We start from the raw sequence: 23,915 nt of genomic DNA, 5'->3' as shown, positions 1-23,915 counted from the left end.
TACACAGGACAATATCCATGACGACCTCTGAGCCGGAACGTGGTGCCATTCAGGTCATTTCACGGGCAGCGGCCATCCTTCGTTGCCTTGAAAATGAACCCGCAGGGCTAAGCCTTGGCGCTATCGCCAAACGCATCGACCTGCCCCGCTCCACCGTGCAGCGGCTGGTGGATGCACTGGCATTGGAGCAGCTGCTCGAGGTTCATGGCGCTGGCGGCGTGCGGTTAGGACCAGCCCTGATCCGGTTGGCGTCCCGGAGCCATGGCGATATCACCCAGCGGGTGCGCCCCTTTCTGGAAGAGTTGTCCAAGCACACCGGCGAGACGGCTGTACTGGTGCATGCCAATCGCGCTGAATTGATGGTGCTGCACTCGGTTATATCCAGTCAGGAACTACGAGTAGCACCCACCCCCGGTAACTTTCTGGCCATTCACGCTACTTCGGGTGGAAAAATGCTGCTGTCGGGCATGACGGACGGCGTAGTAACCCAGCTGCTTGGACCCGAGCTAAAAGTGCTTACTCACAAGACCCTTTCCACCCTGCCCGCCTTGCTCGATGAATTGCAGCAGATTCGGGAGGATGGCTTTTCCTATGATCGCGAAGAGCACATGCTGGGTGTCCATGCCATGGCTATCGGCATTGAAACGCCTCAAGGCCGGTATGCCATTTCCCTGGTTGGCCCTGCCTGGCGGATGGAGGCAAATGACGAGGGCCTGCGCCGCGCGTTAACAGATTGCCGTAACGCACTAGCCGACGCGCTGCGTAGCCCTCAGGTCGATCATCCGCCGGCTGGATGAGTCAGGCGAGTTCTGCACCTTCTGCAACCAATGGATCGACTCCAGCATTTTTGTCGGCCAACTGAAGCACCTCGCTGATTGCCTGACTGACAATGCTCGGGTGGTCTTCAGGATTGAAATGTCGCCCGCCGGGAATGGATACCAGAGAGGCGTTCAGCTCAGCTGCCAACTGCTGGCCTGAAGCGAACGTAATGGAGTCCGAATCTCCCCAGACGATCCGCTTGGGCCCACGGATGACGGACAGCTTCCCCGCCAGTGCCTGGGTGTCTTTCGAGTCCAGACAACTGATCTGATGCGCAAAGGCCTTGGGGCCGATTGTTCGCGAGTACGGCTGCCAATGCAGGCTGATCGACTCCTGGCGGCGGGCTTCGTTATCGTGTCCTAAGTTGTACACACCGCTTAAAAAGAGTGGCTTGAACAGACTGGGTGGAAGCTGTTCGATGACCGACGCCTTGAGTTTGGCCAAGCGCACCGTAGGAACGGGCCAATTGTCATACGCGACGCTATCGACTAGCACCAATCCGCTGCTGAGCTCAGGATGCCTGACCAGGAGTTCCTGAAGTACGCCCCCGCCGAGGTCATGTCCGACGAAGACGGCTTGGGTGATGTTCATGTGCTGCAGCCAGTCGTACAGGTAGTCCGCTTGTTTGGGAAGCGAAATGTCGCGCTCAAGGCCCTCTTCTATCGACCAGCCAAAGCCCACCAGCTCCCAGGCAAGGCAACGCACACCCGGCTTGCAGACCTGCGGAATCACATAACGTCACAGACGTGGATGAGTAGGAATACCATGTACCATGATGACGGGTACTGCACCTGGGTCGGAATCACCGTGCTCCTCCCACCGCATAGTGATGCCATTGACGAGGGCTGTACGAATAAGCTCGGGCGCTGCCTGCTCATTCGCATCGATTGACGCCTCATTGGCACTCGGCTTGAGCAACGCGCTACCCAGCCCCAACGCCGCTGCAGCCGACACCATACTGCGCAGCCCTCCACGGGGCATGGCCAGTGCACAGGCCGCCGCCACGCTACTCAAGATCAAGCGTTTCTTGTCGAAATTGAAAGATGACTTGTTCATGTGACCTCCAAACCTGTTCAAGGTGTGGGCCACAATATGAGACCGGAGGTTCCGGTCAGAACCAGAGAGACGACAAAGGGCGTGTACTGGCAAGGCAGACAACACCCTCTGAATAATCGGAGCCTAACGCTGAAAGGCGCCGTGTAGGACCTTACTGGTTAGGCGCGTGGCCATATTTCTTGATGAACTGCTTTTCCATTTCCTGGCAGGCCTGCTGGATCGAGAGACGATCCCCTGAGCCAGCGGCGGCAGCATCAGCGCGCTGATGACAGGCTTCGATCGTACTCCGTTCGTTGGCTTCAACCTGAGGCGAAGGCCCGCGGGTAAAGAGATAGATCATGCCGCCAAACAGTGCGAAGGCAAAGGCAATGGCACCGACGGTCATCCAGAGGCAACCGGCCTTACTGGGCGGCGGCTCGGGCTCATCGGTATTAAGATGGGTATGGGGGCTTTTATCTTCTTTCACAACGGGACCTCTAGCCGTGGGAACGCGAATCTAGCATGTCTTTAACGCTTCGATAACTGAAAGGATGTGCAGGTTCTCCTTATCCTGTCCTGGTCAGCCCATAAACCAGCGGCTGATGACTGTATGCCTGGACCTGGAGGCGTTTGCGATGACGAAACCACACCCTGCAGAACGCAACGGCCAGTAGCACCTCTGCCAAATCACCACCGTAGTACATCCATTGAGCGGCAGATTCGATCTCGGTAAGCGCATAACCAAGCCCATGGGGATAACCAAACCCATACATGATCTTGGCCAGCCCTGCGTGGGCGGCCATAGCGATGAACAGCACGACCAGCCGCAGGCGCAGCGTAGGCCGATGAGGCGCGGAATCAGGTCCGGCAATGGCCCAGGTGAACAGATACCCCGACAGGATAAAGTGCAGATGCAGCCAGGTATGAACCCATGGGCTGGTCTGGCTTAGCGCAAAAAATGAGGTCAGATACAGAACATACATACCGCCTATATCCAGAAGCGCCGCCGTAATCGGATGAGTCAGCACACGCATGAAGCGCGTCGCCAACAAGCGAACCAGTACCCGTGCCGTATCAATGGGTATAGTGCGCAGCACCAGCGTACCCGGTGCGCCAAATACCAGGCCCAGCGGCGCAAACATGCCCAGCAGAAGGTGCTGGAGCATATGTCCGCGAAGGTCCTGATGAGCAAAGCTCGATACCGGTGGCATGAAGGCGACCACGATCAGGACGATGCCAACCGCAAAGCTGAGCGTACGCCAGCCGGACCATGTCCGCCCTTGCCGCTGCAAGCAGATTACACCGAAGCAGTAGAACAACCAGACGATGATAGCCAGCAGGATCGGGAATACCGCTACGTGGCCCGGCCCCAGGAAATAGGCATGCATTATCAGCAAGGCTCCTAGGGGTTATGGGCTGACGTAGGTGCGTCGGGCTCTTCTCAGCAATAAAAGGCCAATCAGCAGCAATACGATACCCGCGAGGTTCCAGAGCAGGTCATACAGCATTAAATTGTCGACGTATCGGACCTGATGCAGGCGCAGGACTTTGTGATCAATCAGGCCATCGAACAGTTGAAATGCCCCCATCCCCATGAAAAAGCCGGCCCAGGCCTGAGGTTTGGCAAAGGCTTTACGCTCCCGCAGTTCGGCCACCATGAAAAACCCGACAATAATCAGAATGAGTTCGGCCGAATGCAGGATGCCATCGGAAAGCAAGGCGAAAGCACCCGTGCCACGATCCACAAAATGATGCCAGGCCAAGACCTGGTGAAAAATGATTTCATCGATGGCGGCCATGAAGCCGATCCCAATAAGCAACGCAGCTGTCAGGGATCGGCGCGCCAGTAGCGTGGCTGATGTTCCGGTAGCCATGGGCATTCCTTCTTGTCTCGGTCACTCACTCGTCTTATCCAGTGGTCTGGACAAACCTCTGTGAAGTAAGACGCAAGACGAGCGGGATCGTTCGAGGAAAGCCACTGGTTCAGCGCAGGCAGCAATTACCTGTCAGGCAATTTATTACTCTACTCGTATGGCGGAATGCACATCCTTGCTTTCAATCCATCCCTCTACCGGCTGCTGATCACCCGTAGAGATCTGGATCTTTTTCCAGCGCTTGTATTCACGCGTATCCACTATCCGTACGGATGTGCCAGCTGCCAGACGAGTCTGCACATTCCCCCGCCGAGCCGCTGCCGTGTCATACACAACAGGCCATTTACGCACCAACACGTTGTCTGTCTGCACATGCCAGGTTTGCTCGGGACCTGCTTCACGAAACGAAACTTCAGCCGCATGCACTGTGATCGAGGAGAAAGAGGCACCCAAAAAAGCCAGGCTTAACATGAGGGTTTGCGCGGCCTTCAGCCTGTGATTCGGGTGTTTCCTTGGGGTTGCCATTAAGTCGCTCCATGCAATGATGGCGCTATGACAGTGTTCGATGCAGCAGGTTCGATGCAATTAATCATTATTTGAATGAATTAAGAAAGGCGGTACGGATCATAGCCGTAAGAACGCTGGCATCGAGCCTGGCCCTGATCCTGCCAAGCTGCCATGATGAGTCAAAACAACAAGGACGCAGCGGTTACCGTGCTACAGATACTGTCCATCACGACCCCTATCTTCATCCTGATTGGTCTTGGTTTTTTTGCTTCCAAGAGCGGCATTCTGGTGCGGGAGCAGATCCGTGGTTTGGGTAGCTTCGTCATCACATTCGCAATGCCGGCCCTGATCATCCGAGCGTTATCCGAAAGCCCGATCGATCAGGTGTTCAATAAATCCTATCTCATCGCTTACGCGGTAGGATCGCTTCTAGTCTTCACCGGCGGCTTTTGCTTTACCCGCTACAAGCTCAAACAGACCCTGGATGTCAGCGCCATTACAGGCATGGGCATGTCTGTGTCCAACAGTGGCTTCATAGGCTATCCGATTGCCGTATTGGTACTGGGACAACCGGCTGCGGTAGCGTTGGCCCTCAACATGCTGGTGGAAAACATGCTGATGATTCCATTGGCGCTGGCGCTGGCTGAAGCTAGTCGCTCCAGCGAAGGCGGTGTGTTGAAAGTGCTCTTGGACATCGTCAAGCGACTGGGCAAGAACCCGATGATCATTGCGATTCTTGTCGGGCTCCTGCTGTCGGCACTACAGATCAAACTGCCTATCGCGATCTATACGGTGATCGACATGCTGGCCCACGCCTCGGCGCCCACTGCGCTCTTCGTAATTGGCGCCACGTTGTATGGCCTGAAGGCAAAAGGCATGCTGGTCGACGTCGGCCGGATTGCGGGCAGCAAACTCATTCTGCATCCGCTGGCCGTCTTTCTGATGACCCTGATGCTGCCCTCCATTGATCCAACGCTCAAGCTCGCAGCCGTTTTGTTCGCCAGCGCGCCGATGATGAGTATTTATCCGATCATAGGACAACGCTATGGACTGGAAGGCCGTTGCGCGGCTGCGCTCATGGTAGCCACAACCGCCTCGTTTTTTACAATCAGTGCTTTGCTCATGTTTATCAGCCCTGCACCGTGACGCGGGGCCGCAGCGGAAAATAAAACGCCTTGGGGATATCCAGGAGCCAATGCAGGTCTCATGTGTAGACTCGATCATTGGAGGACGAGATGAATATCAAAGCACTATCGGCCGTTGTAGCCATCAGCGCATCCCTTGCAAGCGGTGCCCTCTTCGCCCAGCAAGCCGCTGGCGATCACCAGCCTTCCAACAGCAAGTACCAGTCCGAAGTAATGAAAAAGGCACCTAATCAGTCAGAAGATGCCACCGTCAAGGACCCGAACAGCAACAACGAATATAAGGTAGGCAGCGAAGCGCCTGATAAATATCAGCGTGATACCTACCGAATCAAGGATTGGAAAGCCCACGGCCTGAGCGCTCCCGAAGAGAACCAGCACTGGGTCAAGATCGGTAACGATTATGTGCTCCTGAAAGACACCGAAGGCGCGATCATCAAGATCGTCAAAGGGCAGGACTCGAAGAAGTAACAGCGGGCTGATCAAGCCTGTCAGTACTACGCATAGGGGCCGGAACAGTTACCGGCCCTTATTGTTTGCATTCTTCATACGTTTGGCCTTTATTGACTTACTCCTTAGCCTGCGCCCTTGTCTATCAGCTAAATCAGGCGAGCACCTACCAGAATGTCCGCCACGGCCTGAAAGGTCGCTTCCGGCACCCCTTCTCCGGCTGTCCGCTGGGCAATGCGCTCAGCCAGTCCTCCGTTGACCGCATAAGGGAGCCGCTGCCGCTGCGCGTCCTGAATCATCTGGTGGGATTGCTCGGGTTCTGCACGGCAGACGATGACCGGCACCGGTGTCTCTCCCCTGACATATCTCAACCCTACGACCCACTGCCCAGGCGCACCAATAATGAGCGAGGCATGCTGCAGGCCACGCTTGGCTGAAAGGCTCTGCATGTCGCGGCGTAACCGTTGGCGCTCACGCTTGACCATCGGGTTGCCGTCAGTGTCCTTGAGTTCGCGCTTCTGTTCGCTCTTGGTCATGCGCATTTCCCGAGCAAAGAGCCAGCGCTGCATCAGCACATCGAAACCGCCTACGATCAAAAAAGCGATGATAGCCGTGATGACTAACGGTTTTAGAAGCCCCAGGAACGTGGCATACAGGCAGGAGGTACCGCAGTAGGAAGACTCCATTAGCCGTTGCAGCCCCAGCCGGTAGACGATGATGAACGCCACCGCCATTGCGCAGAGCTTGATAAGCGCCTTCAGAAATTCGATAACGCTGCGCATGGAAAAAATACGCTTGAAGCCAGCAACCGGATCGATCCGCTCATACGTTGGCTTCACCGGCTCGGCCGAAAAGACCATACCGCGCATGACCACAATATTCGTCAGAATCACTGTGACTACCGTGACAGCAAACAGCGGTAACGTAGCGGCCATTAGGACATCAAGCCCCAGCATTTGCAGCCTTGGCCAGACCTGGGTGAATGGCTCGACGTAGATTCGGCCTGCCTCAAGCAACAGCGCCTCCACACGCGCCTCGATATCGGGCGCTATCACGACCACGCACAGGGTGCAGGCCAGGATAACCATACCGGTTACCAGATCCTGGCTTTTGGGTAGCTGCCCTTTCTTACGTGCATCACGCAGTTTCTTGGCTGAGGCCGGGAGGGATTTTTCCTCAGTCTGCTGACTCATGACACCACTACCTGAAAGCGCCTGTTCATTGCCCTAGCCCTTAGAGACGGCCTGTTCCAACCAGTCGAACACCTCATACAGGCTACCCAGCTCCGATAACATGAGCGGCACAAGGAAGGATGCGTAAAGCACCATCAAGAACGAAAACAGCAGATTCTTTACCGGGAGAGACAGATCGAATACATGCAGCTGGGGCGCCATACGGGAGAGATAGGCCAGCATCATGTCAGCCACTAGCAGCGCCACGACAATGGGTGCGATCAGCAACACCCCGATCTGCATCACACGGTCCAGTATCCGCACGATCTCCAGCGCCGTGTTTTCTACCACGATCGGGCTAAAGGTCAGGGTCGGCCAGAGGCCATAGCTGCGGTAATACCCATCTACCATGAGCGTAAAGCCCCCAGACATGAAAAACAGTGTGATCAGGGTAACCGTCAGAAGCGTGGAGGAAATACTCGTCTCACCGGCGCCCAGTGGATCTACCAATTGGGCCATGGTAGACCCACGCTGAAGATCGACCAACTCACCTGCAACCTCTGCAGCCCAGAACGGAATACCGAAGGCAAGACCAATCACCAAGCCAATCGCCATTTCCTTGATCAGCAGCCCTGCAATGGCAAAACCAGTCGGTGCGTCTGCCAGCGAAAGCCCGGCATAGATGACTGGCGCCACCGGAATGGCCAGCACGACGGCTACCGCCGAACGGATCATGCCGGTCAGTCCCAGACGATTGAATGCCGGACTGATGATGACCATGCCCAACGCCCGTGCCACTGCCAGGCCAAAGGCCGCGAGGAAGGGGTAGACATAGTCCAGAAGCGCCTGGGCAACGGCAAAATTCACGTCAGTGCCTTACCGTGTCCAGGCTGCGAAATTATCGAGCATCCGTTCGGCCAATTGCCCCACTTGCCCGGCCAGAAGCGGGCCGACCAAGATCAGCACAAGCAGCACAGCCACCAGCTTGACGGCCTGCGGCAGCGTTTGATCCTGAATCTGTGTAAGAGCCTGCATGAGCCCTACCCCAAAGCCGATCACGATGGCGACGATCAGAGCCGGCGCCGACAGGAGCAACACGGTAAGCAGTGACTCCTTCATCAAGGAAAGAAACAGATCCTGTCCCACCTCAGCCTCCGTAACTCATGATCAATCCGTGCATCAGGCGTGACCATCCTTCAACCGCCACGAACAGGAAAATTTTCAGGGGAATGGAAATCAACGTAGGCGACACCATCATCATGCCCATGGCCATGAGGGCATTGGAGACGATCAGGTCGATCACCAGAAACGGGATATATAAAAGAAAGCCTATCTCAAATGCGCGGGTCAGCTCCGAACTGACAAAGGCGGGAATGAGTACAACCAGATCGTCGTCCCGTAAGTCTGCCCGCGCCTCCTCCGACCAGATGCTCTCTGTCGCCTGCATGAAGAATGCGCGCTCATTATCATTGGCGAACCTCGAAAGATGGTTCTGCAATGGCTGGCGAAGCGCTCCGGCGGCTGCTTTGACACCGTCCACGCTCTCCAAACTGATCGGTTGATGCTCCAGCTGCCGGTACATCTCACCTACCAGCGGAGTGGTCACATACACGGTCAGAATCAAAGCAATACCGTACAAGACGAGGTTCGGCGGCGTTTGCTGAATGCCCAAAGCATTGCGGATCAGAAACAAGACGACAGAGATCTTGAGAAATCCCGTCATCGTGACGACTGCAAGCGGAACCAGCCCGATCGTCGCAACTACAATGATGATCTCAATCAGGTTGGGCTGAAATTCATCCATGTGTTGATAGGCTCGTGATCCGTACGCCTAGCCCTTCGCCAATCCTGATCAGGGTACCGCGGCCGAGTCGGCGGCCGTTCACAGTGATCTCAACGGCCTCGTCAGTCGAGTCCGGAAACGCAAGGATGCTTCCCTCCGACAGCGCCTTGACCTCACCTAGCGGCAACTCCAGCCGCCCCGCCTCACATACCAATGTAACAGGCACCTCCCCTAATGGATCGTCCTCGGCGGTTGTTTTATGCATGGACGTATCACTCATGTCCCATTCCTTACTGACAGACGTTAAAACCAATCCGGTTTGCAGCTGGTATCCCGAGGCCACTACTGCCAGAGGCGCCCTGAGCCGGTTTTCAACCGATATCCAGGCGCCCTGGTTCGAGCGCAGCATCACCACATCACCAGGCTGCAAACCTTGCAGTTCACTCAGGCGCACCTGCTGGCTGCCGATGCAGAGCGTTACGGGGAGCCGCAGCTGAGAAAGAGGCAAATCACTGGCAGGAAATGTTTGATCGAGGCATGGCAAGAGCGGACCAAGGGTTGTGGCTGAAAGATCCAGCATCACGGGATAGGTCTTGTCCCGCAGCGTTACCTGAAACGAGAGCCGTATGGGATGAGGAATGTCCACGGGACCGGCTGCGAATCGAATGGCGAATCCGGTGGATTGCTCAATGGGCTGAATAGAGGTCAGGAGCGCCTGCTCGATCAGCAAGGCCCGGAAACGCGCTGGAGCGCCGATGCCCTCCAGTAGCGCTCCGCCAAGTGCCTGAGTCAGCGATGATGGCAGCTGCAGACAGGCTGGCTGCTCATCGAACATGAGCGGAAACGACAAGGCGGACTGGATGGGCTGGGAGTTCCATGCAAGCCGAACGCTGACAGGATGACCTGTAATCTTTCCCTGCCAGTCTTCACGCGAGCGATACACACGATTGGCAAGCCTGACGTCTTCGAGTGTGACAAGGGGAAACACCAGAGGGGCAACCTCTTTACTCGTGCAAAACTCATCACCAGCTGATGGATCGGTCATCCACATCACGGGGTCTTCCTAGCTTGCGGGCGATCTTCCGTCTCGATATCAGCCTGCATCTCTTCTGCAAGACGCACGTTTTTATCCTCATTGGCCAGTAAAAGGCTGACGGCCTGCCTCGCTTTCCAGCACTGGTTACGCGTCTGCAGGGCTTCGCTACGCCTGAGCAGCGCCATGGCATGCTGCTCGTCCAGTCGGCGGAGTTCGTCTTCCAGATCCATCCGACGTCCGGTCAATGCCTTGAGCGCCTCGTCCACCTGCTGTACATCACGATGCCCAAAGGCTCCATGAGCCAGAGTGGCCATAAGCTGCGCCTCCTGCTGATGCTGGTCGACGCAATAGGCGTGATACTGTTTCCGGGCATTTGCAGCAGCCTCCTGCGCCTCGCTGGAGCGCTGTGTATCAGCTGCCAGTGCTGCCATGGCACGTTCTTCACGCCGTGTGCGCAACGCAATCAACACATTCAGACGACTTCTGGAATGGGTCATGATGCAAGGCTCGCCAAGCGCCGCACGGTTTCGGCGAACGCCGCACGGTTTCGGCGAACGCCGCGCGTTCCTCGGTAGGCTGCCGTAAAAAGGCTTCGATCGCTCCCTGTTGCGCAATGGCCTGATCTGTCATGGCGTCGCTGCCAGTCGTGTATTCACCCACCTTGAGCAGCAATTCGATATCGGCATAGCGCGCCATCAGTTCACGTACCTGGCCCGCCCATCGGCGGTGCGCCTCGGACGCAACCGTGTCCATCAAACGGCTACGACTACGCAATACGTCGATGGCTGGGAAATGATTGCGTTGAGCCAACTCTGCACTCAGCACAATATGTCCATCCAGAATGGACTTGGTTTCTTCGGCGACGGGATCAAGGGTGCCGTCCCCTTCAGTCAGGACGGTATACAACGCAGTGATCGTTCCGTGCTGCCCGGGGCCGGCCCGTTCGAGCAGCCGTGGCAATGCGGCAAAGAAGGATGGCGGGTACCCTCGTCGAGTAGGCGGCTCCCCTGCCGCCAGGCCGATCTCCCGCTGCGCACGGGCATACCGGGTAATGCTGTCCATGAGCAGCAATACATTCTTGCCCTGGTCACGGTAATACTCGGCAACGCTGGTCGCCACGTAGGCGGCCTTGACGCGCTCAATGGCAGGCCGATCCGAGGTAGCCACCACCGCTACGGTACGCGCCCGTGCCCGCCTGCCCAATTGTACATCCAGCAGTTCGCGTACTTCGCGGCCACGCTCGCCAATCAATCCCAGAACAATGATGTCCGCCTCGGTGCCTTTGACAATACTGGCCAACAGAGAAGACTTGCCGATACCGGGTTCACCAAAAATCCCGACGCGCTGACCCCGGGCAACCGTCATGAGTCCATCAATGGCGCGAATACCTAATTGCAAGGGCTCCTTGATCAGGCTTCGCTCGAACGGCGCTGGCGGCTCGGCCTGAAGCGGATAGCGGCGCGTATCATGCCCATCAACTGTTCCTTCGACACGATCCAGCCGCTCGCCGGTCGGACTGATAACCGCGCCGAGCAAATGATCACCTACGGTGATTGTCATCGCCTGACCGGTGGAGATAACTTCTGTACGGGTCGACATACCCTCCAACTCACCCACCGGTGTCAGCAGCGCCTCGTCATGCTCGAAGCCGATGACTTCAGCGGGAATCGTGCGTCCCGTGAGCGGGTCGCGTAGGTAGCAGAGTTCACCAACCCGCGCCTGGGTCAACATGGCATGCACCATGATCCCGCGAATACACTTCACACGTCCGCGTACCGGACGCGACTCTGCCCGATCCAGGCGCGCTTTCAAGCTGGGGATGATCGTCTGGAGATCTAACACTTCCAACACCGACTCCTGCATTACACCGCCTCAGACTCGCCAGGGCTGACCAAGGCGGTACGAAGCGCGTCCAGCTGCATGTCCAGGCTGGCATCCACCACAGCGACAGGACTGGCGATAACGCATTGAGTCGCTGTGAGCTGGGCATCGGGCTCGACGCGAAATGAGGCTGATGGTCCAGCCCCTTCCAGCAGCATTGCTTCCACGTGGGCCACATGCTCTGGCGCTACCCTCACGGTTATCGTGTGCTGACCACGAAAGGTCGTCAGGGCTTCGCGAGCGAGACGGGCCACCAGCTCGCCGGGCTCAAACTGGCCCAGAACGCGGCGGACCACATCCAGAGCGAGGTCGGTCAAAGCCTCCGGCAGACTGGCCAAATACCGGTCCATCTGGTGGGTGGTATTCACCAGGATCTTGTTTGCCGCCTCGATGCCGGCGCGCTGGCCTTCAGCGTAGCCTTGAGTGCGGGCGGCATCGACTTGCGCCTGTGTACTGGCCAGCAGAGCATCCGCTTCCTGTCGGGCCTGCTCGAGAAACGTGTAGCCATCCATCCATTGGGCGGCCTCAGCTTGCCGAAGAATGGTTTGGGTAGGTTGACGAGGCAGTTCGCTCAAGAAGCCTTCCTCACTGTTGCATAGGCCTGAACGTGCGGCGCTATACGCCTGACGATGGCGGGCCCGCGTTGCAGCAGGTCCGTCGAAAGTGCGCGGCTGTAGACAGGCTCATCCGTCGCCTTCAGTCGCAGCCAGGCGGCGAGCGAGGTAGGTTGAGCAGCCAGCCAGGCGGCGATACAGGCCTCTCCATCCAACTGAACGGCCCGCTCCAGTTCATCGAGATCGGTCAGAACGGTGGAGGTGCTGGCCAGATCGGCATTGGTTACGGCCAGGGCGAATAAGTCCTCACCAAAGCGCGCTTTCAGCGCACGCAAGGCCGACGCTCTGATCTCCTGGGTGAAGGAGCGTCCATGAAGGACCACACCACACGGCACTACCAGTGCAGCAAAGTGTTCCGGCGCCAGTAACGCAATGGCCAAGTCCTCTTCAACGGGCGGCTCTACCTCATTTAACGGTGGCAGCGCGAAGTGATCCTGGAACAAACGCTCAAGTCGAGACTGAAACCGCTGCTCGGCCTGGATGGCGGCCACGATGGAATACTCGCCCCATTCACTGAAGCACTCAGCAACGTGCTTGCCGTGTACGAAGCGCAAAGGGTTGGTCTTGAAGAGGTTCCACCCGTTTTCACCACGAAACAACGGCAGTTCTGCAGACTGTGTCAGGCTCATTTCAATGGCACCAATTCGTAGGGTTGAGCACGCCGGGACTGCCACACCACGTAAACCAGTGAAGTAGCCAGCGCCAGCACGAGGAAAAGCAGCCCGCCCATGATCCAGGCGGCCTTGCCGACGTTCGATTGAAGCATCCAGACCCCCATGAACGAAGCCAGGGGTTCGCCCTCTTGGGAGCCTTCGACCCGCTTGACCGCCTCGACCGGTACGACTGAAACGTTCTGATAAGTCAGGCCCGAAATGCTACTAGCGACCAGAGTCTTGATCTGTGGAATCAGCGGATTGATATCGAGCCCCGGTTCATACCGGATAAAAACCGATGCGGAAGATGGCGTGACATTGCGTTTAAGCAGGTCATTATCGGGCAATACCACATGCACCCGGGCCGACAGCACTCCATCGACCTGCGATACGGTATGCGAGAGTTCTTCGCTCAGGGCATAGATCATCTGAGCACGTTCCTGAACAGGCGAAGACACCAGTCCATTGCTCTTGAATACATCGCCCAGGTTGGCAAAGGATTGCCCTGGCAAGCCGGCTTCGTCGAGGATATGCATGGCCTCGGCAAAGCGTGCCTCGTCTACCTTGACGGTAAGACGGCCGTCCTTCTGAATGACGCGTTCAGCAGAAATGCCGCGCCGCAACAACTCCGCCACCATGCTGTTCGCATCGCGTTCTGAGAGGTTGGTATACAGGTCCGTTTTACATCCCTGCAGCAACGCCACCAGCGTGAGCAGTATTACCGCTTTTGCAAACCATCCGTTCCAACCGGTCATCTTATTGACCACGCAACAGGGTGTTGGCCGCCCCGGAAACCTGGGTCGCGCCTCGGACAACCATCTGGGTTTCGATCGAATGATCGAACATGCGGCTCAGTGCGGTGACAACCTTGTCCATCTGGCTGTCCGGAAGCGCCGCGCCTTCGGCCTGGGAGCTACGGATCACCGGGCTGAAGGTCTGCGTCTGATCGACCCCGCCGTTGGCCCGTTCAGCGAAGCGATGGGAACGATCCAGAAAGCCATCCAGCCGCTCCATCAATCCCTGGCTCAGTTGAGCCGGGCTTGCTCCCTGAGGAAGGCCCTGCGCATGCATCGCCATGTGCTCGAAGAGATTCTGGGCAGCCTGCGCGGCAGGTTCCGGCATGGGCTGCGGGGCTACAGGAGGAATACTGACAGTCATGAATATCTCCAGACACACATCGATAATGCACAGGGCCGCCAGACTTACTCGTCCGACATCGCCTCATTCAGGATTTCGTTCGCACGGGGCATGATGATCATCTGCCCGGCGACGGTCACCGCACCGTCCACTAACTGCTGGGTGAACTCTTCATCGGTCATGCCGGTATCGGACGACTCGAGCGCAGCGTCGAATGTCTGCTCGCTGTTAGTGACGCTGCCGGTACTGCTGTTATCTATGGGTGCTGTTGCCATGTCCTTCTCCTTGTCTGTGAGGGCCAAAAGGCCAGATGTTCAACCCTGTCCGCTAAAGACTTCGGTTTCCGCGCCACCCCTAAAAATACGAATGCCCTGGCTTTTTCCCCTCGAAATAACGGGCCTTTCCAGGCCTTCGAGACTGCGCTGCACATAGCCAATGTAGGCAGGCGGCCCGGATACGCTCAGAACCGAGCGGCCGGGGTTGAGCTGTATCGATACGTTCTCGCCTACCAGGCCCAGCTGGTCGAGCACGCCTCTCAAAGCCTTCTGATCGAACCGGCGGGTATCGATGACCTGACTGATCAGCTCGCGGTTGGCGTTCACATGCAGGGCGCTGCCGTCGTAGTACCAGACCAGCCCCTGGGTGGCGCTGATACGCGAGAGAAACTCACCCGCGCGCTCCGCCCGCACATGGCCCTGTACCCGGCCCTTGACCTGATCGGACAAGACCACAGGCAATGACAGATTACGACCGAACTCCATCAGTACGCCGCGTACATCCTGATCAATCACAACGTAGTGATAGGGCTGGTCCAGCCAGACAGGTTTCTCTGTCTGTGCCCAGCCATCAAGCGCAACCCCTGCAAGCGCAAGCAGGCAACACAGTGAACGTAAACAGCGAGCGGTAAAAACAGGCAACGGCATGGCTTGCTCGTTCTTCTTCATCTCTTCCATACCCGGCTCGATGCCACATACGACTCGAACCGATGGCAGACAGTGATCCATCCCTGTACGAAGCAAACCAAACGACAACTCCGGCTTATCCTTTATCCGGAACGTTCGGACACTTTCTCGATGCCCCGAGTATGGTGAGGCTTTGTGACAAGCCCGTTGCAAGTCACCCAATGAGTGTTGTCTGTATCACAGAACCAGGGCGGTACAGGACAAGCCTCAAACACAGCCGGGCGCTGTCATCGAGCTGTCATGTTTGTCCGGCCAAATGCGCAGGATGTGGCTCTTTGCAGTCAAAGCATGGAGTGTGATTTTGCCTACCTCCCGCCCTACCCGGCTCGCCCTGGCTGTTGTGTGCTCCTGGCTGGCCGGTTGCAGCTCTGCACCTTCCAATCCTCACCCTGATCTTCAGCTGGACAAACTGGCATCCGACATCGAACGCCGGGGCGACCCTGCCACCGCGTCGGCCCTGTATGCACGCGCGGCTCAACAGCAGCAGGACGCTCCCGCGTTCATTCGTCTGGGTAATGCCCGGCTTGGCAGCGGAGATGCCAACGGTGCCGCCCAGGCCTTTCGCGAGGCTCTGATAAAGGAACCCCATAATCCCGACGCGCTGTTGGGATTTGGTAGTGCCCAGCTACGGCTCGGCAATGCCAGCAGTGCGGCAAATGCGCTGAAGGAAGTTGCCCCGCTCAAGAAAACGGCCAGTACCTATAGCAAGCTGGGCACGGCCTACAGTCTGTTGGGCCAGTCAGCCGCAGCGGAAACAGCCTTTTCCAAGGCGCTTGAATTGGCGCCCGGCAATCTGGACATCCAAAGCAATCAGGCCGTCGCCATGGCATTGGGAGGCTCACCGGATCGTGCCGTCACACGGCTGCGTGAAGTCACCCGCTCCCCTCTGGCCATGCCAGGCCATTACCGCAACCTGCTTCTGACACTGGTACTGGCCGGTCACGAGCAGGAGGCTACGGGCTTGGTCATTCCCCAAACGACACCGGCTCAAAAAGCCCGGCTGCTCGAACAGGCCCGGCAGATCAAGTCCCTGCGCGACCCGATGCAACGCGCCCAGGCAGTAGGGCTTATCGCCACTCATCCCAATTAAAAATGTTCGCCAGACCTGATCTGACGAACATCATCACATTCCGACAGCGTTACGGTTTGCCGCTTCCTGCTCGAGCCGTTGCCGCCTGATGTCATCGGCGGTGTGGCCGGTGATATAAGCTTCTGCCGCACGTGCTACCGGAGCAGCCATGGCGGGTCCCATCGGACGACCACGCTGTAGGTCAGTAGGTCGCTCGATCATTCTGGCCAGATTAAGCGCATTGGCGCAGCCCATGGGTAAACGATCGGGCGCTGCCGCTGTTTCGGGACTCAAGCACACACGGGGCACCCATACCGCCTGACCGTTGCGATCAGCCAGACGGACATAATCCGATGCATAGGACACCGGCTCCAGTGAGCACCCCGCCAGCAGCATGACAGCCGCGCCGAGCACAGCAAGGGAGCCTCTCGAATCAATCCACATAAAACCCGAACTCCGAGTAAGGCTTGGTGGGCGTGGTAGACGTTCGCGCCAAGTGCTGTGTAGGATTGGACGCGCTCGGATCAAGTGGCGTAGCCAGCGTGTGGTCTGACTCAGGCTCGACAAGGTACGGCGTGATCAGAATGACCAGCTCGGTTTCATTGCGCTGAAAGCGTTTGGACTGGAACAATGCACCCAGGATCGGAACGTCACCCAGCATGGGAAGCTTGTCCATATCCTGCGCGCTGTTGCGCTGGAAAAGACCGGCGATGGCAAATGTCTGACCACTGCCTACCTCAACACGCGTATCGGCCCGCCGGACCTGGAACGTTGGCACACTGGTACCCGCTATCTGCACAGCACTGGTCGTTGAAAGACTGCTGACCTCGGGGCGAACCTGCATGGCAATACGCCCACTGGGAAGCAGCGTAGGCGTAAAGAGCAGCGATACACCAAATGGCTTGTATTCAATACCTACCAGGTCACGACTTACAGGAACCGGTACCGGCACTTCGCCCCCTGCCAGGAAACTGGCCGTTTGCCCCGTTACCGCCGTGATGTTTGGCTCTGCCAGAATTTCGAGAATGCCGTTACTTTGCAGCGCATCGAGTAGCACATCGATATTGGCGCTGCCGGTGCTGTAACCTGCCGAGATCAGATTCGTGGCCCCGGCTACTGCCGACTGCGCCAGCGGACCGCCTGTCACCAGCCCGAACGAAAACGAACCACGGGTAATGAGCGCATTCCAGTTCACCCCATACCGCAGCAACTGCTCGCGTGACACCTCGGCGAAACGTACCCGGATATTGACCTGGGGCGATTCAGGATAAGTCGTGGTGTTCAGGGGTGGCGGGCCACCGGCTGGTGTCTGGCTATCGAGTAATGCATTTATATCCAGCGCCGACGCAACATCCTGGGTGGCTCCCTTGGCTATCAGCCGCTTGCCGGATTGCGCCACCGAAACGCTGCTGCCTGGCTGCAATGCCTGTACGGCCTCCTTGATCGGCCCGACATTGGGCTGGACCTTGAGCTGCCAGGTGCCTTGAATGTCCTCGTTTGCATTCAGGGCAATCAGATTCGTTTCGCCACTGGTCTTGCCATAGACATACACCACTCCCGGCGAGACAACGCGCAGATCGGCAATGGCAGGATCAGCAACAAATACCGACTCTACCGGCGCCTTGAATTTCACAATCTGGCCCTCCCCCGAGGCGAGGTAAAGCACACGCCCCTCAGAACTCACCCCCTCAACAGGTTGCGCAACGGCCCGCCCGGGAGCCAGCCAGCCGCCGGACAGTAAAAGACAACCGAAACCAATAATCAGCCATTGTCTTAACGTCGGTCTCGGCACACACCCTGCCTGCAGGTAATCCTCAAACACCCTCACCATCCTTTCTGTTCCCTTACAACGGTTGTGGAGCCGTCAACGATTCCGTTACGGTGTGTGGCAAGGCCGCATTGGCCTCCGGTAGCGTGAGCGTCGTCAGCGACTGCACGGTGAATTCACGGGTCAGGTCCTGGTAGCACAGCACGGGAACATCCAGATCATGCCGGGTCAGCAACTGCCGGAGCGGGCGACGGATGTCCGCCGTCACCATGACCACCGGATTCAGATCATGACTGGCAGCGTCATACGCGTGCTGAAGCTGGATCGTAATGGTGCGGGTCAAGTCGGGCGGCAGCACCGTAGGGCGGCCTTTATCACTGCGGCGCAGTGGCGCCCGTAATGCCTCCTCCAAATCCCGGGAAAAGACATAGGCCGAAATGACGCGATGACTGTCGGCGTACGCATAGCAAATCTGCCGGGCTAGCGCAGCACGGACGTGCTCGGTCAGAATGGGCGTATCCAGATCACGCGGTGCCCACTCCACAATCGCCTCAAGAATGGCGCGGCGGTTGCGGATGGAAATATGCTCACTGACCAGCCGCCTCAGCACATCCGCGATTCGCTGCAAGGGCAGCACACGGAGGGCCTCCTTAACGAGCTCGGGATACTGCTCTTCCATCTCGGTCAGGATCTGACGGGCCTCCTGGATACCCAGGAATTCAGCCGCATAGCGGCGTAAAGTCTGATCCATGCAGGCGTCAAACGTCTGCGCCAGATCTAGATGCCCTACCCCAGCCTCTACCAGCGTGGCAGCCTGTTGTGCATCCACCCACAGGGCAGGCTTACGGCGTAACAACGGGGCCGAGGCTGTATGCTCGATTGCCAGCAGCTCGAGATGAACTTCATCGTCCTGCAGCAACACCGCATCAGGGCGGATAGCTCCCTCCATGACGGGCACGCCCTCCAGATCAATCCTGAACCGCTCCGCCACGGCGTTGCGGTCAATGCGCAAGCCGATACGGGGAAGCTCGACGCCCAAGTCCTCACTGATCTCGTAACGAGTACTGTCCAATCGCTGCCTGAGCGTATTGAGCGAGACCTGTGACACATGGGCTTCACTAATCCATAGCGTAATGCGGAAATGACCCGTGTCCTCTACATCTTGTATTGGCTCAGCCATAACCTCACGTGGTTCCGGCTCCTCCTGAGCAGCCGGAACTTGTTCCGCGGTCTGTTTACGCCGATGCATGTAGAAGGCCGTTCCGCCCAGGACCAGCGAAATGGCAATGAATACAGGCGCCGGGAATCCTGGAATAAACGCAACGCCCAGCAGAATGGCAGACGTCAGTGCCAACGCCCGCTGGTTGGCGCTTAGTTGACTAATAATTTCCGTGCCGAGATCTGTCTCTGCATCGGTTGTTACGCGCGTGACTACCGTGCCTGCGGCAACCGCAATCAACAGGGCAGGAATCTGGGCGATCAACCCATCGCCTACGGTTAATAGCGAATAGGTATGCACCGCCTCGCCAAAGGGCATGCCCCGCTTGATCATACCGATCAGCAAGCCACCCAGCAGGTTCACGCACAGGATGACCAATCCGGCGATCGCATCTCCTTTCACGAATTTCATGGCACCGTCCATGGCCCCATAGAGCTGGCTTTCCCGCTCCAGGCGTGAGCGACGTCGACGGGCTTCGGCCTGATCGATATCACCATTACGCAGATCGTTGTCGATACTCATCTGCTTGCCTGGCATCGCATCCAGAGTAAAGCGAGCCGCCACCTCGGCCACCCGCTCGGCGCCCTTGGTGATAACGATGAACTGCGCCACGGTAATGATCAGAAAAACCACCAGGCCAATGACCACCTCACCGGCAATCACGAAATTGCCAAATGCCTCGACAATATCCCCCGCTTCTCCGTTGAGCAGGATCAACCGGGTCGTGGTGATGGAAAGCGACAGGCGAAACAGCGTACTGAGCAGAATTACCGGCGGGAGTGCCGAAAAATCCACTGAATGCGACACGTAGAACGCAACGACCAGAACCAACAGACTGAACGCGATATTGGTGCCGATAAGCACATCGACCATTACTGTGGGGAGCGGGATGATCATCATCACGATGGCCAGCATCATGAACAGTGCAATGACGATATCGGTACGCTGTGAGGCCATTACAGCCAGGCGGTTCAATCTGGCGAGCACGTTACGGCCCTCCGACTATCCAGATAATCACGAAAACAGCGTCGTGCCTCGTCTTTGGCACCCAACGCCCATAATGCGCGGCTACGCAGAAACTTGAGCGGCATGCCTGACCCTTCAAGCTGCTCCAGCCTTCCGATAGCAGCCAGTGCCCGCTCCCCATCACCAGTGGCAATAAAGCCATTGGTGAGCGTACGCAGCAAAGCGGTATCTGCCGGGTCGATCTGAATAGCCAGAAGCAGATAGATCAGCGCTCGTCGCTGTTGTCCGCTGCGTAGATACAGAGCGCCAAGCGAGTGCAGCAGCTGTACTGCCTCGCGATCCTGTAAGTTCATAAATCGTCGATCTCGCTCAACCGCATCCCAAGCTCCCGACGTTGCTGGATTTCCTGCTCAAGCAGGCTGGCAGCAAGTGCTTTGATCTCCGGCTCGGCGTCCAGCCGAGGCAACACCGTATCAATGATGTGTTCCAGCACCTGAAGCGAATGGCCAGGGCTGAAGATGCCAGGGTCGTTAACGGGAGGGCCGATCAGCTCCGCCAGCTCGTTACGCAGGGATTTGAACGGAGTCCGGCTGCGCAGCCGCAGCAGCGACTCGAACACCTCACTCTGCCTGGCCCTGGCAACCGAGCCGGTCCGACGCAGGGATTCGCTGGACGCCTCTTCAGGCCGCTGCAGGTCCAGCGGTCGGCTGGTATCGATTCTCATCGAAAAGGCCTCCCACCCAGGGGTTGTGTAAGCAATGGCAGCGTCATAGGGTCAGGGCAAACTCGTGGCCGTTGCGACTCAGGACAATCCGCTGCGGCTCTATCCCCTTGAGCACCCAGCCGTCGTCCAGCGATGCGCCGGGGTAAAGACGTGTACCGGACTCACTAACCACATAAGGATCCTGTCCCAGCCATACCGCCTGGAACCTGACACGGGGAGAAACCGGTGCCTTGCGTAGCGTGACCGAGCTGACCAGTACATGGCTGCTGCCATATTCACCATCGAACCACTTCTGGATATCGACCCAGGCTGGCTGCTGAGCAGTATCAATTTCACCAGAGAGCATGAAATGGCGACCTTGTGATTTCACATGCAGCGCGGAAAGTCCAGCGGCCTCAAGTCGGGACAGCAATTGCCGGGCAACCTGATCGTCCCGCACTACAGGCTCCTGACCAGCGCCGCTGTCGAGTGCCGGGCTAACTGGCGCGTTGGCAATAGGCAATAAGCGATCTTCGGCTTCGCTGGTGCCAATCAGCGTATACAGGCCTAGCAATACCGCCGCGCCAAAAAGTGCCATCATACCGGCGTGGGTAACAGGCCATCGTTTGGGAGGCGCAACCAACTTTGTCAGCGGAGCAGATAAGCGGATTCGAGCATCCCCAACGGATAACTCGACCGGTAATGGCAGGCGCAGCCCCTTGCCCAAAGGGATTCGTTTTTCAGCCGTGAGTACATCACCTCCAACTGCCTCAACGGCAACTGTATTTTTCTCCAGACGCAACACGGCATGGCGAGGCGCAACGCCTGCATCCCTGAGCACCAGATCCACCTCGTCGGAGGCGCCCAGGCAATAGGCAGGTTCATCCAGCGATACCGATACGCCGGTATGCAGTCCCGCAATGACCTCAAGAGTGGGCACTGCAGGTTTTGAGCCGGGAAGAGAAGACATTGCGGACATCATTGTTTTGCCTGACCCGGCACGCATGGCAAGGCCAGCCTGCATGCAGGTCCAATCTGGAAAGCTGTCTGAACAAACAGACGGCGCCATAAGGCGCCGCCCGTCCACACCTTAGTTCTGAGGACGCTGTTTGGTCGCGTCAAGCTCAGTTTTCTTCTCGGTGGTGATCTCAGTGATCTTCGCGGATTTTTCGATGGCGGCATCGAAAGCGGCAGTCATTTTGTCGATAGCAGCGTCAGAAGAACTGGTGCTGGTCGGAGTAACATTACTCATATCAATATCTCCTTATTGAAAGAAATTAGACATGCGCCAACTGCTACTACACGGCTGCAGAGAAGAGCATATTTCCAGCAACGTCCTGATTCTTTCGAACCCCAATCGCTGCCAGACGAGTGAATGTTGCCCCGCAAGGCATGAACATTTAATTACACGAATATTAAGAGTTATAAATAGCTGCAAACCGACCCTTCATATAATGAGCTTTAATGTCTTAACGCCATGCTTTCCAAGCAATTAAGAATTCTTTGTCACTTTATCGGTCAAGATTGCAACGCACTAATTATGCGAACAGATTCACCAAACAGCATATTCAAACAGTTAATTGAGTAAATATTTGTAAATAACCGCTAACTAGCAGATGCTTATATATGAACTGAGCGAGTATTGCTTTGTATAAAGCATTACTCGCTTAGCAAATAGCATATGAATAAGATTTGGCAACGCCTCGCACATGAATTGAAAATAGAGTCTTTCAGTCATCGAAACGGAACATATTCTATTCAACCAATGCGTTAGTCTGTTGACCCTTATTTAATCCACCTTCTGCGTACATATTGTGAGTGTCCGTTTACCACTCAACGCTTTTGATAAGTAGACGAGACTAACGCTCGCGCCACGGCGGTCGAGTCCCCACGGGCCGTCCTGGGGCTGCGCTTACGGTCGGGCGCGGTTTTAAGGTACAGCCCCAGGCGCGGAATGATTTCCTGGCGGGGCACCTTGTCCGAGCGCTCAGCCTGAGCGTTTTCTGCATCAAACTCTTCGAGCGCATCGACCCGCGGCCACGGCTGCTTCTCATCCAGTGAAACAAAAATCGGCAGATTGGCGTGAGGCATGGCGTCATAACGAGGGCTTTTGGAGAAATACAGCATCACGCGCGGATGGGGCGCAATAGGACGGTAGCGATGCAGTTCGGCCTTCGCATCCAGAAACCCCAACGCCTTGAGCTCAAGCCTCAGATTGAGTTCCTTGTCCATATCAGCCTTGGCCACGGCATCAGCCAGCTGCGTTTCGATCTTTTCGATCACATCCTTGACAGGGATGCTTTCCGGGGCCGCCGTTTTGCCCGCCCAGGTGAACAGGATACGCCGTGGCACCCCTTCAAACACCTGGATATGGCGCTCGATCTGCTTGATGACGATCGGCAGCTTGAGAATGCTACGAAGATGCTTTCCCTTGGATAGAGATTTCAGGTTCATGGAGGCCGTTTCCTGAGCCAGAACCTCAAGAAAACGATCACGCGCGGCATTGGCCTCGCGGGCGTACTCCAGCACTGACTGCGAAACGCCGATCCACCCTGGGAGCCGCATGACGGTACTAGGGTGCTGCCCCTCCTCCTGCTCGAATTGCAGGATGGCCTTTTTCGCAGCCTCGATGGCAGGCTCACCCACTAGCTCCATCGGTGTGATTTTAGTCTGGCCTTTGGGCTCCTTGTTGATGGGAAGCAACCAGACTTGTGCATGAACCACCGCCGAAGGCCACGTTGCGTTGAAGGCCCGCTGAGCTTCTACCATTTCCTGCCACGCTTCGCGCACGTCAGTGATCATGAGCACCTCTTTCCTCAATAAGTAATACCAACATTCATTATAGCCGTCTCATCCCAATCTGACCGATTAAACATATTCACAATCAGATAAAGCCATTGTCGATGCGCCTATTAACCTGCACTAAGCTGCAACAGGCTGGAAATTCGGCTCGCTTACTTATTATTAGGCTGGTATTACAAGACAGGGTTCCGTCTACCTCTCTAGTCAGCTTCAACGTATCGTTTGATCGGCTCCGTCATCGTTTTGCAAGGGATAAAAGGTACTTACGTTCGTCGCTTCCAAGGCACTTTTTCTTTTCCAAACTATCGGTCATTAAGCAAGGC

The 23,915-nt window shown here is 57.0% G+C and carries 31 protein-coding genes; 4 read left to right on the top strand and 27 right to left on the bottom strand.

Annotated elements, in window-relative coordinates:
• Window positions 1-17 precede the first annotated feature (17 nt).
• Window positions 18-797 carry an IclR family transcriptional regulator gene (locus tag HMPREF1487_RS18315; RefSeq protein WP_010798190.1) on the top strand — a complete coding sequence of 260 codons (780 nt, stop codon included), beginning with the start codon at window positions 18-20 and terminating at the stop codon, window positions 795-797.
• 1 nt (window position 798) lies between these two features.
• On the opposite strand, the gene HMPREF1487_RS18310 is transcribed toward HMPREF1487_RS18315, so the two are convergent.
• The 6 genes from HMPREF1487_RS18310 to HMPREF1487_RS18290 form a co-directional block, all read right to left on the bottom strand.
• Window positions 799-1,551: an alpha/beta fold hydrolase gene (locus HMPREF1487_RS18310; RefSeq protein ID WP_010798189.1), complete on the bottom strand. Its 753-nt coding sequence runs from the start codon at window positions 1,549-1,551 to the stop codon at window positions 799-801.
• A gap of 6 nt (window positions 1,552-1,557) precedes the next feature.
• On the bottom strand, window positions 1,558-1,875 hold the full coding sequence (locus HMPREF1487_RS26365; protein ID WP_010798188.1) for a hypothetical protein: 318 nt from the start codon (window positions 1,873-1,875) through the stop codon (window positions 1,558-1,560).
• A 151-nt stretch (window positions 1,876-2,026) separates the two neighbouring features.
• Window positions 2,027-2,341, bottom strand: a complete 315-nt coding sequence (locus HMPREF1487_RS18305; protein WP_010798187.1) for a hypothetical protein — start codon at window positions 2,339-2,341, stop codon at window positions 2,027-2,029.
• A gap of 79 nt (window positions 2,342-2,420) precedes the next feature.
• Window positions 2,421-3,242 carry a cytochrome c oxidase assembly protein gene (locus tag HMPREF1487_RS18300; protein WP_010798186.1) on the bottom strand — a complete coding sequence of 274 codons (822 nt, stop codon included), beginning with the start codon at window positions 3,240-3,242 and terminating at the stop codon, window positions 2,421-2,423.
• A 21-nt stretch (window positions 3,243-3,263) separates the two neighbouring features.
• The gene (locus tag HMPREF1487_RS18295; protein WP_010798185.1) at window positions 3,264-3,728 is read right to left on the bottom strand and encodes a DUF2243 domain-containing protein; all 465 of its coding nucleotides are present in this window, start codon (window positions 3,726-3,728) and stop codon (window positions 3,264-3,266) included.
• A gap of 144 nt (window positions 3,729-3,872) precedes the next feature.
• Entirely contained in the window at window positions 3,873-4,253 is a 381-nt protein-coding gene (locus HMPREF1487_RS18290) for a hypothetical protein (protein ID WP_010798184.1), read from the bottom strand.
• Between the two features lie 189 nt (window positions 4,254-4,442).
• Between HMPREF1487_RS18290 and HMPREF1487_RS18285 the strand changes: the two genes are divergently transcribed.
• Window positions 4,443-5,381: an AEC family transporter gene (locus HMPREF1487_RS18285; RefSeq protein WP_037030913.1), complete on the top strand. Its 939-nt coding sequence runs from the start codon at window positions 4,443-4,445 to the stop codon at window positions 5,379-5,381.
• Window positions 5,382-5,470: 89 nt separating this feature from the next.
• Window positions 5,471-5,848 carry an RcnB family protein gene (locus HMPREF1487_RS18280; protein WP_010798182.1) on the top strand — a complete coding sequence of 126 codons (378 nt, stop codon included), beginning with the start codon at window positions 5,471-5,473 and terminating at the stop codon, window positions 5,846-5,848.
• A 128-nt stretch (window positions 5,849-5,976) separates the two neighbouring features.
• Here HMPREF1487_RS18280 and HMPREF1487_RS18275 read toward each other — a convergent pair whose 3' ends face one another.
• The 13 genes from HMPREF1487_RS18275 to HMPREF1487_RS18215 are packed head-to-tail and all read right to left on the bottom strand — an operon-like array spanning window position 5,977 to window position 15,134.
• Window positions 5,977-7,020 (bottom strand): EscU/YscU/HrcU family type III secretion system export apparatus switch protein, encoded by a 1,044-nt coding sequence (locus HMPREF1487_RS18275; protein ID WP_010798181.1) that lies wholly within the window; start codon window positions 7,018-7,020, stop codon window positions 5,977-5,979.
• Window positions 7,021-7,053: 33 nt separating this feature from the next.
• The gene (gene sctT, locus HMPREF1487_RS18270; protein ID WP_010798180.1) at window positions 7,054-7,866 is read right to left on the bottom strand and encodes a type III secretion system export apparatus subunit SctT; all 813 of its coding nucleotides are present in this window, start codon (window positions 7,864-7,866) and stop codon (window positions 7,054-7,056) included.
• Window positions 7,867-7,875: 9 nt separating this feature from the next.
• A complete protein-coding gene (locus HMPREF1487_RS18265) occupies window positions 7,876-8,145 on the bottom strand; it encodes an EscS/YscS/HrcS family type III secretion system export apparatus protein (RefSeq protein WP_010798179.1) in 270 nt (89 codons plus the stop codon).
• Window position 8,146: 1 nt separating this feature from the next.
• Complete coding sequence (sctR, locus tag HMPREF1487_RS18260) at window positions 8,147-8,803, bottom strand: type III secretion system export apparatus subunit SctR (RefSeq protein ID WP_010798178.1); 657 nt, start codon at window positions 8,801-8,803, stop codon at window positions 8,147-8,149.
• Complete coding sequence (sctQ, locus tag HMPREF1487_RS26360; protein WP_010798177.1) at window positions 8,796-9,833, bottom strand: type III secretion system cytoplasmic ring protein SctQ; 1,038 nt, start codon at window positions 9,831-9,833, stop codon at window positions 8,796-8,798. The genes sctR and sctQ overlap by 8 nt, the downstream gene beginning before the upstream one ends.
• Window positions 9,833-10,315 carry a hypothetical protein gene (locus tag HMPREF1487_RS18250; protein WP_010798176.1) on the bottom strand — a complete coding sequence of 161 codons (483 nt, stop codon included), beginning with the start codon at window positions 10,313-10,315 and terminating at the stop codon, window positions 9,833-9,835. The genes sctQ and HMPREF1487_RS18250 overlap by 1 nt, the downstream gene beginning before the upstream one ends.
• The gene (locus HMPREF1487_RS18245) at window positions 10,260-11,660 is read right to left on the bottom strand and encodes a FliI/YscN family ATPase (protein WP_371106387.1); all 1,401 of its coding nucleotides are present in this window, start codon (window positions 11,658-11,660) and stop codon (window positions 10,260-10,262) included. Before HMPREF1487_RS18245 ends, HMPREF1487_RS18250 begins: the two co-directional genes overlap by 56 nt.
• Window positions 11,661-11,680: 20 nt before the next feature.
• Window positions 11,681-12,274 (bottom strand): type III secretion system stator protein SctL, encoded by a 594-nt coding sequence (sctL, locus tag HMPREF1487_RS18240; RefSeq protein ID WP_010798174.1) that lies wholly within the window; start codon window positions 12,272-12,274, stop codon window positions 11,681-11,683.
• Window positions 12,271-12,942: a hypothetical protein gene (locus HMPREF1487_RS18235; RefSeq protein ID WP_010798173.1), complete on the bottom strand. Its 672-nt coding sequence runs from the start codon at window positions 12,940-12,942 to the stop codon at window positions 12,271-12,273. The genes sctL and HMPREF1487_RS18235 overlap by 4 nt, the downstream gene beginning before the upstream one ends.
• Window positions 12,939-13,721, bottom strand: coding sequence for a type III secretion system inner membrane ring lipoprotein SctJ (gene sctJ / locus HMPREF1487_RS18230; RefSeq protein WP_010798172.1), 783 nt, complete (start codon window positions 13,719-13,721; stop codon window positions 12,939-12,941). Before sctJ ends, HMPREF1487_RS18235 begins: the two co-directional genes overlap by 4 nt.
• Window position 13,722: 1 nt before the next feature.
• The gene (locus HMPREF1487_RS18225) at window positions 13,723-14,124 is read right to left on the bottom strand and encodes a hypothetical protein (RefSeq protein WP_010798171.1); all 402 of its coding nucleotides are present in this window, start codon (window positions 14,122-14,124) and stop codon (window positions 13,723-13,725) included.
• A 44-nt stretch (window positions 14,125-14,168) separates the two neighbouring features.
• The gene (locus HMPREF1487_RS18220; protein ID WP_010798170.1) at window positions 14,169-14,378 is read right to left on the bottom strand and encodes a hypothetical protein; all 210 of its coding nucleotides are present in this window, start codon (window positions 14,376-14,378) and stop codon (window positions 14,169-14,171) included.
• 39 nt (window positions 14,379-14,417) lie between these two features.
• Entirely contained in the window at window positions 14,418-15,134 is a 717-nt protein-coding gene (locus HMPREF1487_RS18215) for a type III secretion protein (RefSeq protein WP_125912893.1), read from the bottom strand.
• A 232-nt stretch (window positions 15,135-15,366) separates the two neighbouring features.
• Between HMPREF1487_RS18215 and HMPREF1487_RS18210 the strand changes: the two genes are divergently transcribed.
• Window positions 15,367-16,155 carry a tetratricopeptide repeat protein gene (locus HMPREF1487_RS18210; RefSeq protein WP_167670391.1) on the top strand — a complete coding sequence of 263 codons (789 nt, stop codon included), beginning with the start codon at window positions 15,367-15,369 and terminating at the stop codon, window positions 16,153-16,155.
• Between the two features lie 33 nt (window positions 16,156-16,188).
• Here HMPREF1487_RS18210 and HMPREF1487_RS18205 read toward each other — a convergent pair whose 3' ends face one another.
• The 8 genes from HMPREF1487_RS18205 to HMPREF1487_RS18175 all read right to left on the bottom strand — a co-directional run bounded on the left by HMPREF1487_RS18205 (window position 16,189) and on the right by HMPREF1487_RS18175 (window position 23,592).
• On the bottom strand, window positions 16,189-16,578 hold the full coding sequence (locus tag HMPREF1487_RS18205) for a CpaD family pilus assembly lipoprotein (RefSeq protein WP_010798167.1): 390 nt from the start codon (window positions 16,576-16,578) through the stop codon (window positions 16,189-16,191).
• Window positions 16,568-17,926, bottom strand: a complete 1,359-nt coding sequence (locus HMPREF1487_RS18200) for a type II and III secretion system protein family protein (RefSeq protein ID WP_037030900.1) — start codon at window positions 17,924-17,926, stop codon at window positions 16,568-16,570. The genes HMPREF1487_RS18205 and HMPREF1487_RS18200 overlap by 11 nt, the downstream gene beginning before the upstream one ends.
• A gap of 52 nt (window positions 17,927-17,978) precedes the next feature.
• Window positions 17,979-20,078: a type III secretion system export apparatus subunit SctV gene (gene sctV / locus HMPREF1487_RS18195; RefSeq protein WP_051370249.1), complete on the bottom strand. Its 2,100-nt coding sequence runs from the start codon at window positions 20,076-20,078 to the stop codon at window positions 17,979-17,981.
• Between the two features lie 14 nt (window positions 20,079-20,092).
• Window positions 20,093-20,440: a tetratricopeptide repeat protein gene (locus HMPREF1487_RS18190; RefSeq protein ID WP_010798164.1), complete on the bottom strand. Its 348-nt coding sequence runs from the start codon at window positions 20,438-20,440 to the stop codon at window positions 20,093-20,095.
• Window positions 20,437-20,811 carry a hypothetical protein gene (locus HMPREF1487_RS18185; RefSeq protein ID WP_010798163.1) on the bottom strand — a complete coding sequence of 125 codons (375 nt, stop codon included), beginning with the start codon at window positions 20,809-20,811 and terminating at the stop codon, window positions 20,437-20,439. The genes HMPREF1487_RS18190 and HMPREF1487_RS18185 overlap by 4 nt, the downstream gene beginning before the upstream one ends.
• Window positions 20,812-20,854: 43 nt before the next feature.
• Window positions 20,855-21,760 (bottom strand): SctD/MshK family protein, encoded by a 906-nt coding sequence (locus HMPREF1487_RS18180; protein WP_167670390.1) that lies wholly within the window; start codon window positions 21,758-21,760, stop codon window positions 20,855-20,857.
• 120 nt (window positions 21,761-21,880) lie between these two features.
• A complete protein-coding gene (locus HMPREF1487_RS27720) occupies window positions 21,881-22,042 on the bottom strand; it encodes a hypothetical protein (RefSeq protein WP_010798161.1) in 162 nt (53 codons plus the stop codon).
• 581 nt (window positions 22,043-22,623) lie between these two features.
• On the bottom strand, window positions 22,624-23,592 hold the full coding sequence (locus tag HMPREF1487_RS18175; protein WP_010798160.1) for a DNA replication terminus site-binding protein: 969 nt from the start codon (window positions 23,590-23,592) through the stop codon (window positions 22,624-22,626).
• Window positions 23,593-23,915: the final 323 nt, after the last annotated feature.

Source organism: Pseudomonas sp. HPB0071 (genome assembly GCF_000478505.2).
Classification (GTDB): Bacteria; Pseudomonadota; Gammaproteobacteria; order Pseudomonadales; family Pseudomonadaceae; genus Chryseomonas; species Chryseomonas luteola.
This window is presented reverse-complemented; position numbering and strand designations above follow the sequence as displayed.

Bases quoted from the DNA above. Each gene is read 5' to 3' on its own strand.
- HMPREF1487_RS18290 (WP_010798184.1), bottom strand. From the start codon at position 4,253: ATGGCAACCCCAAGGAAACACCCGAATCACAGGCTGAAGGCCGCGCAA.
- HMPREF1487_RS18205 (WP_010798167.1), bottom strand. From the start codon at position 16,578: ATGTGGATTGATTCGAGAGGCTCCCTTGCTGTGCTCGGCGCGGCTGTC.
- HMPREF1487_RS26365 (WP_010798188.1), bottom strand. From the start codon at position 1,875: ATGAACAAGTCATCTTTCAATTTCGACAAGAAACGCTTGATCTTGAGT.
- HMPREF1487_RS18185 (WP_010798163.1), bottom strand. From the start codon at position 20,811: ATGAGAATCGATACCAGCCGACCGCTGGACCTGCAGCGGCCTGAAGAG.
- HMPREF1487_RS18235 (WP_010798173.1), bottom strand. From the start codon at position 12,942: ATGAGCCTGACACAGTCTGCAGAACTGCCGTTGTTTCGTGGTGAAAAC.
- sctV (WP_051370249.1), bottom strand. From the start codon at position 20,078: ATGGCCTCACAGCGTACCGATATCGTCATTGCACTGTTCATGATGCTG.
- HMPREF1487_RS18250 (WP_010798176.1), bottom strand. From the start codon at position 10,315: ATGACCCATTCCAGAAGTCGTCTGAATGTGTTGATTGCGTTGCGCACA.
- HMPREF1487_RS18300 (WP_010798186.1), bottom strand. From the start codon at position 3,242: ATGCATGCCTATTTCCTGGGGCCGGGCCACGTAGCGGTATTCCCGATC.
- HMPREF1487_RS18295 (WP_010798185.1), bottom strand. From the start codon at position 3,728: ATGGCTACCGGAACATCAGCCACGCTACTGGCGCGCCGATCCCTGACA.
- HMPREF1487_RS18315 (WP_010798190.1), top strand. From the start codon at position 18: ATGACGACCTCTGAGCCGGAACGTGGTGCCATTCAGGTCATTTCACGG.
- HMPREF1487_RS18220 (WP_010798170.1), bottom strand. From the start codon at position 14,378: ATGGCAACAGCACCCATAGATAACAGCAGTACCGGCAGCGTCACTAAC.
- HMPREF1487_RS27720 (WP_010798161.1), bottom strand. From the start codon at position 22,042: ATGAGTAATGTTACTCCGACCAGCACCAGTTCTTCTGACGCTGCTATC.
- HMPREF1487_RS18275 (WP_010798181.1), bottom strand. From the start codon at position 7,020: ATGAGTCAGCAGACTGAGGAAAAATCCCTCCCGGCCTCAGCCAAGAAA.
- HMPREF1487_RS18225 (WP_010798171.1), bottom strand. From the start codon at position 14,124: ATGACTGTCAGTATTCCTCCTGTAGCCCCGCAGCCCATGCCGGAACCT.
- sctJ (WP_010798172.1), bottom strand. From the start codon at position 13,721: ATGACCGGTTGGAACGGATGGTTTGCAAAAGCGGTAATACTGCTCACG.
- HMPREF1487_RS18190 (WP_010798164.1), bottom strand. From the start codon at position 20,440: ATGAACTTACAGGATCGCGAGGCAGTACAGCTGCTGCACTCGCTTGGC.
- sctR (WP_010798178.1), bottom strand. From the start codon at position 8,803: ATGGATGAATTTCAGCCCAACCTGATTGAGATCATCATTGTAGTTGCG.
- HMPREF1487_RS18180 (WP_167670390.1), bottom strand. From the start codon at position 21,760: ATGTCTTCTCTTCCCGGCTCAAAACCTGCAGTGCCCACTCTTGAGGTC.
- HMPREF1487_RS18280 (WP_010798182.1), top strand. From the start codon at position 5,471: ATGAATATCAAAGCACTATCGGCCGTTGTAGCCATCAGCGCATCCCTT.
- sctQ (WP_010798177.1), bottom strand. From the start codon at position 9,833: ATGTGGATGACCGATCCATCAGCTGGTGATGAGTTTTGCACGAGTAAA.
- HMPREF1487_RS18175 (WP_010798160.1), bottom strand. From the start codon at position 23,592: ATGATCACTGACGTGCGCGAAGCGTGGCAGGAAATGGTAGAAGCTCAG.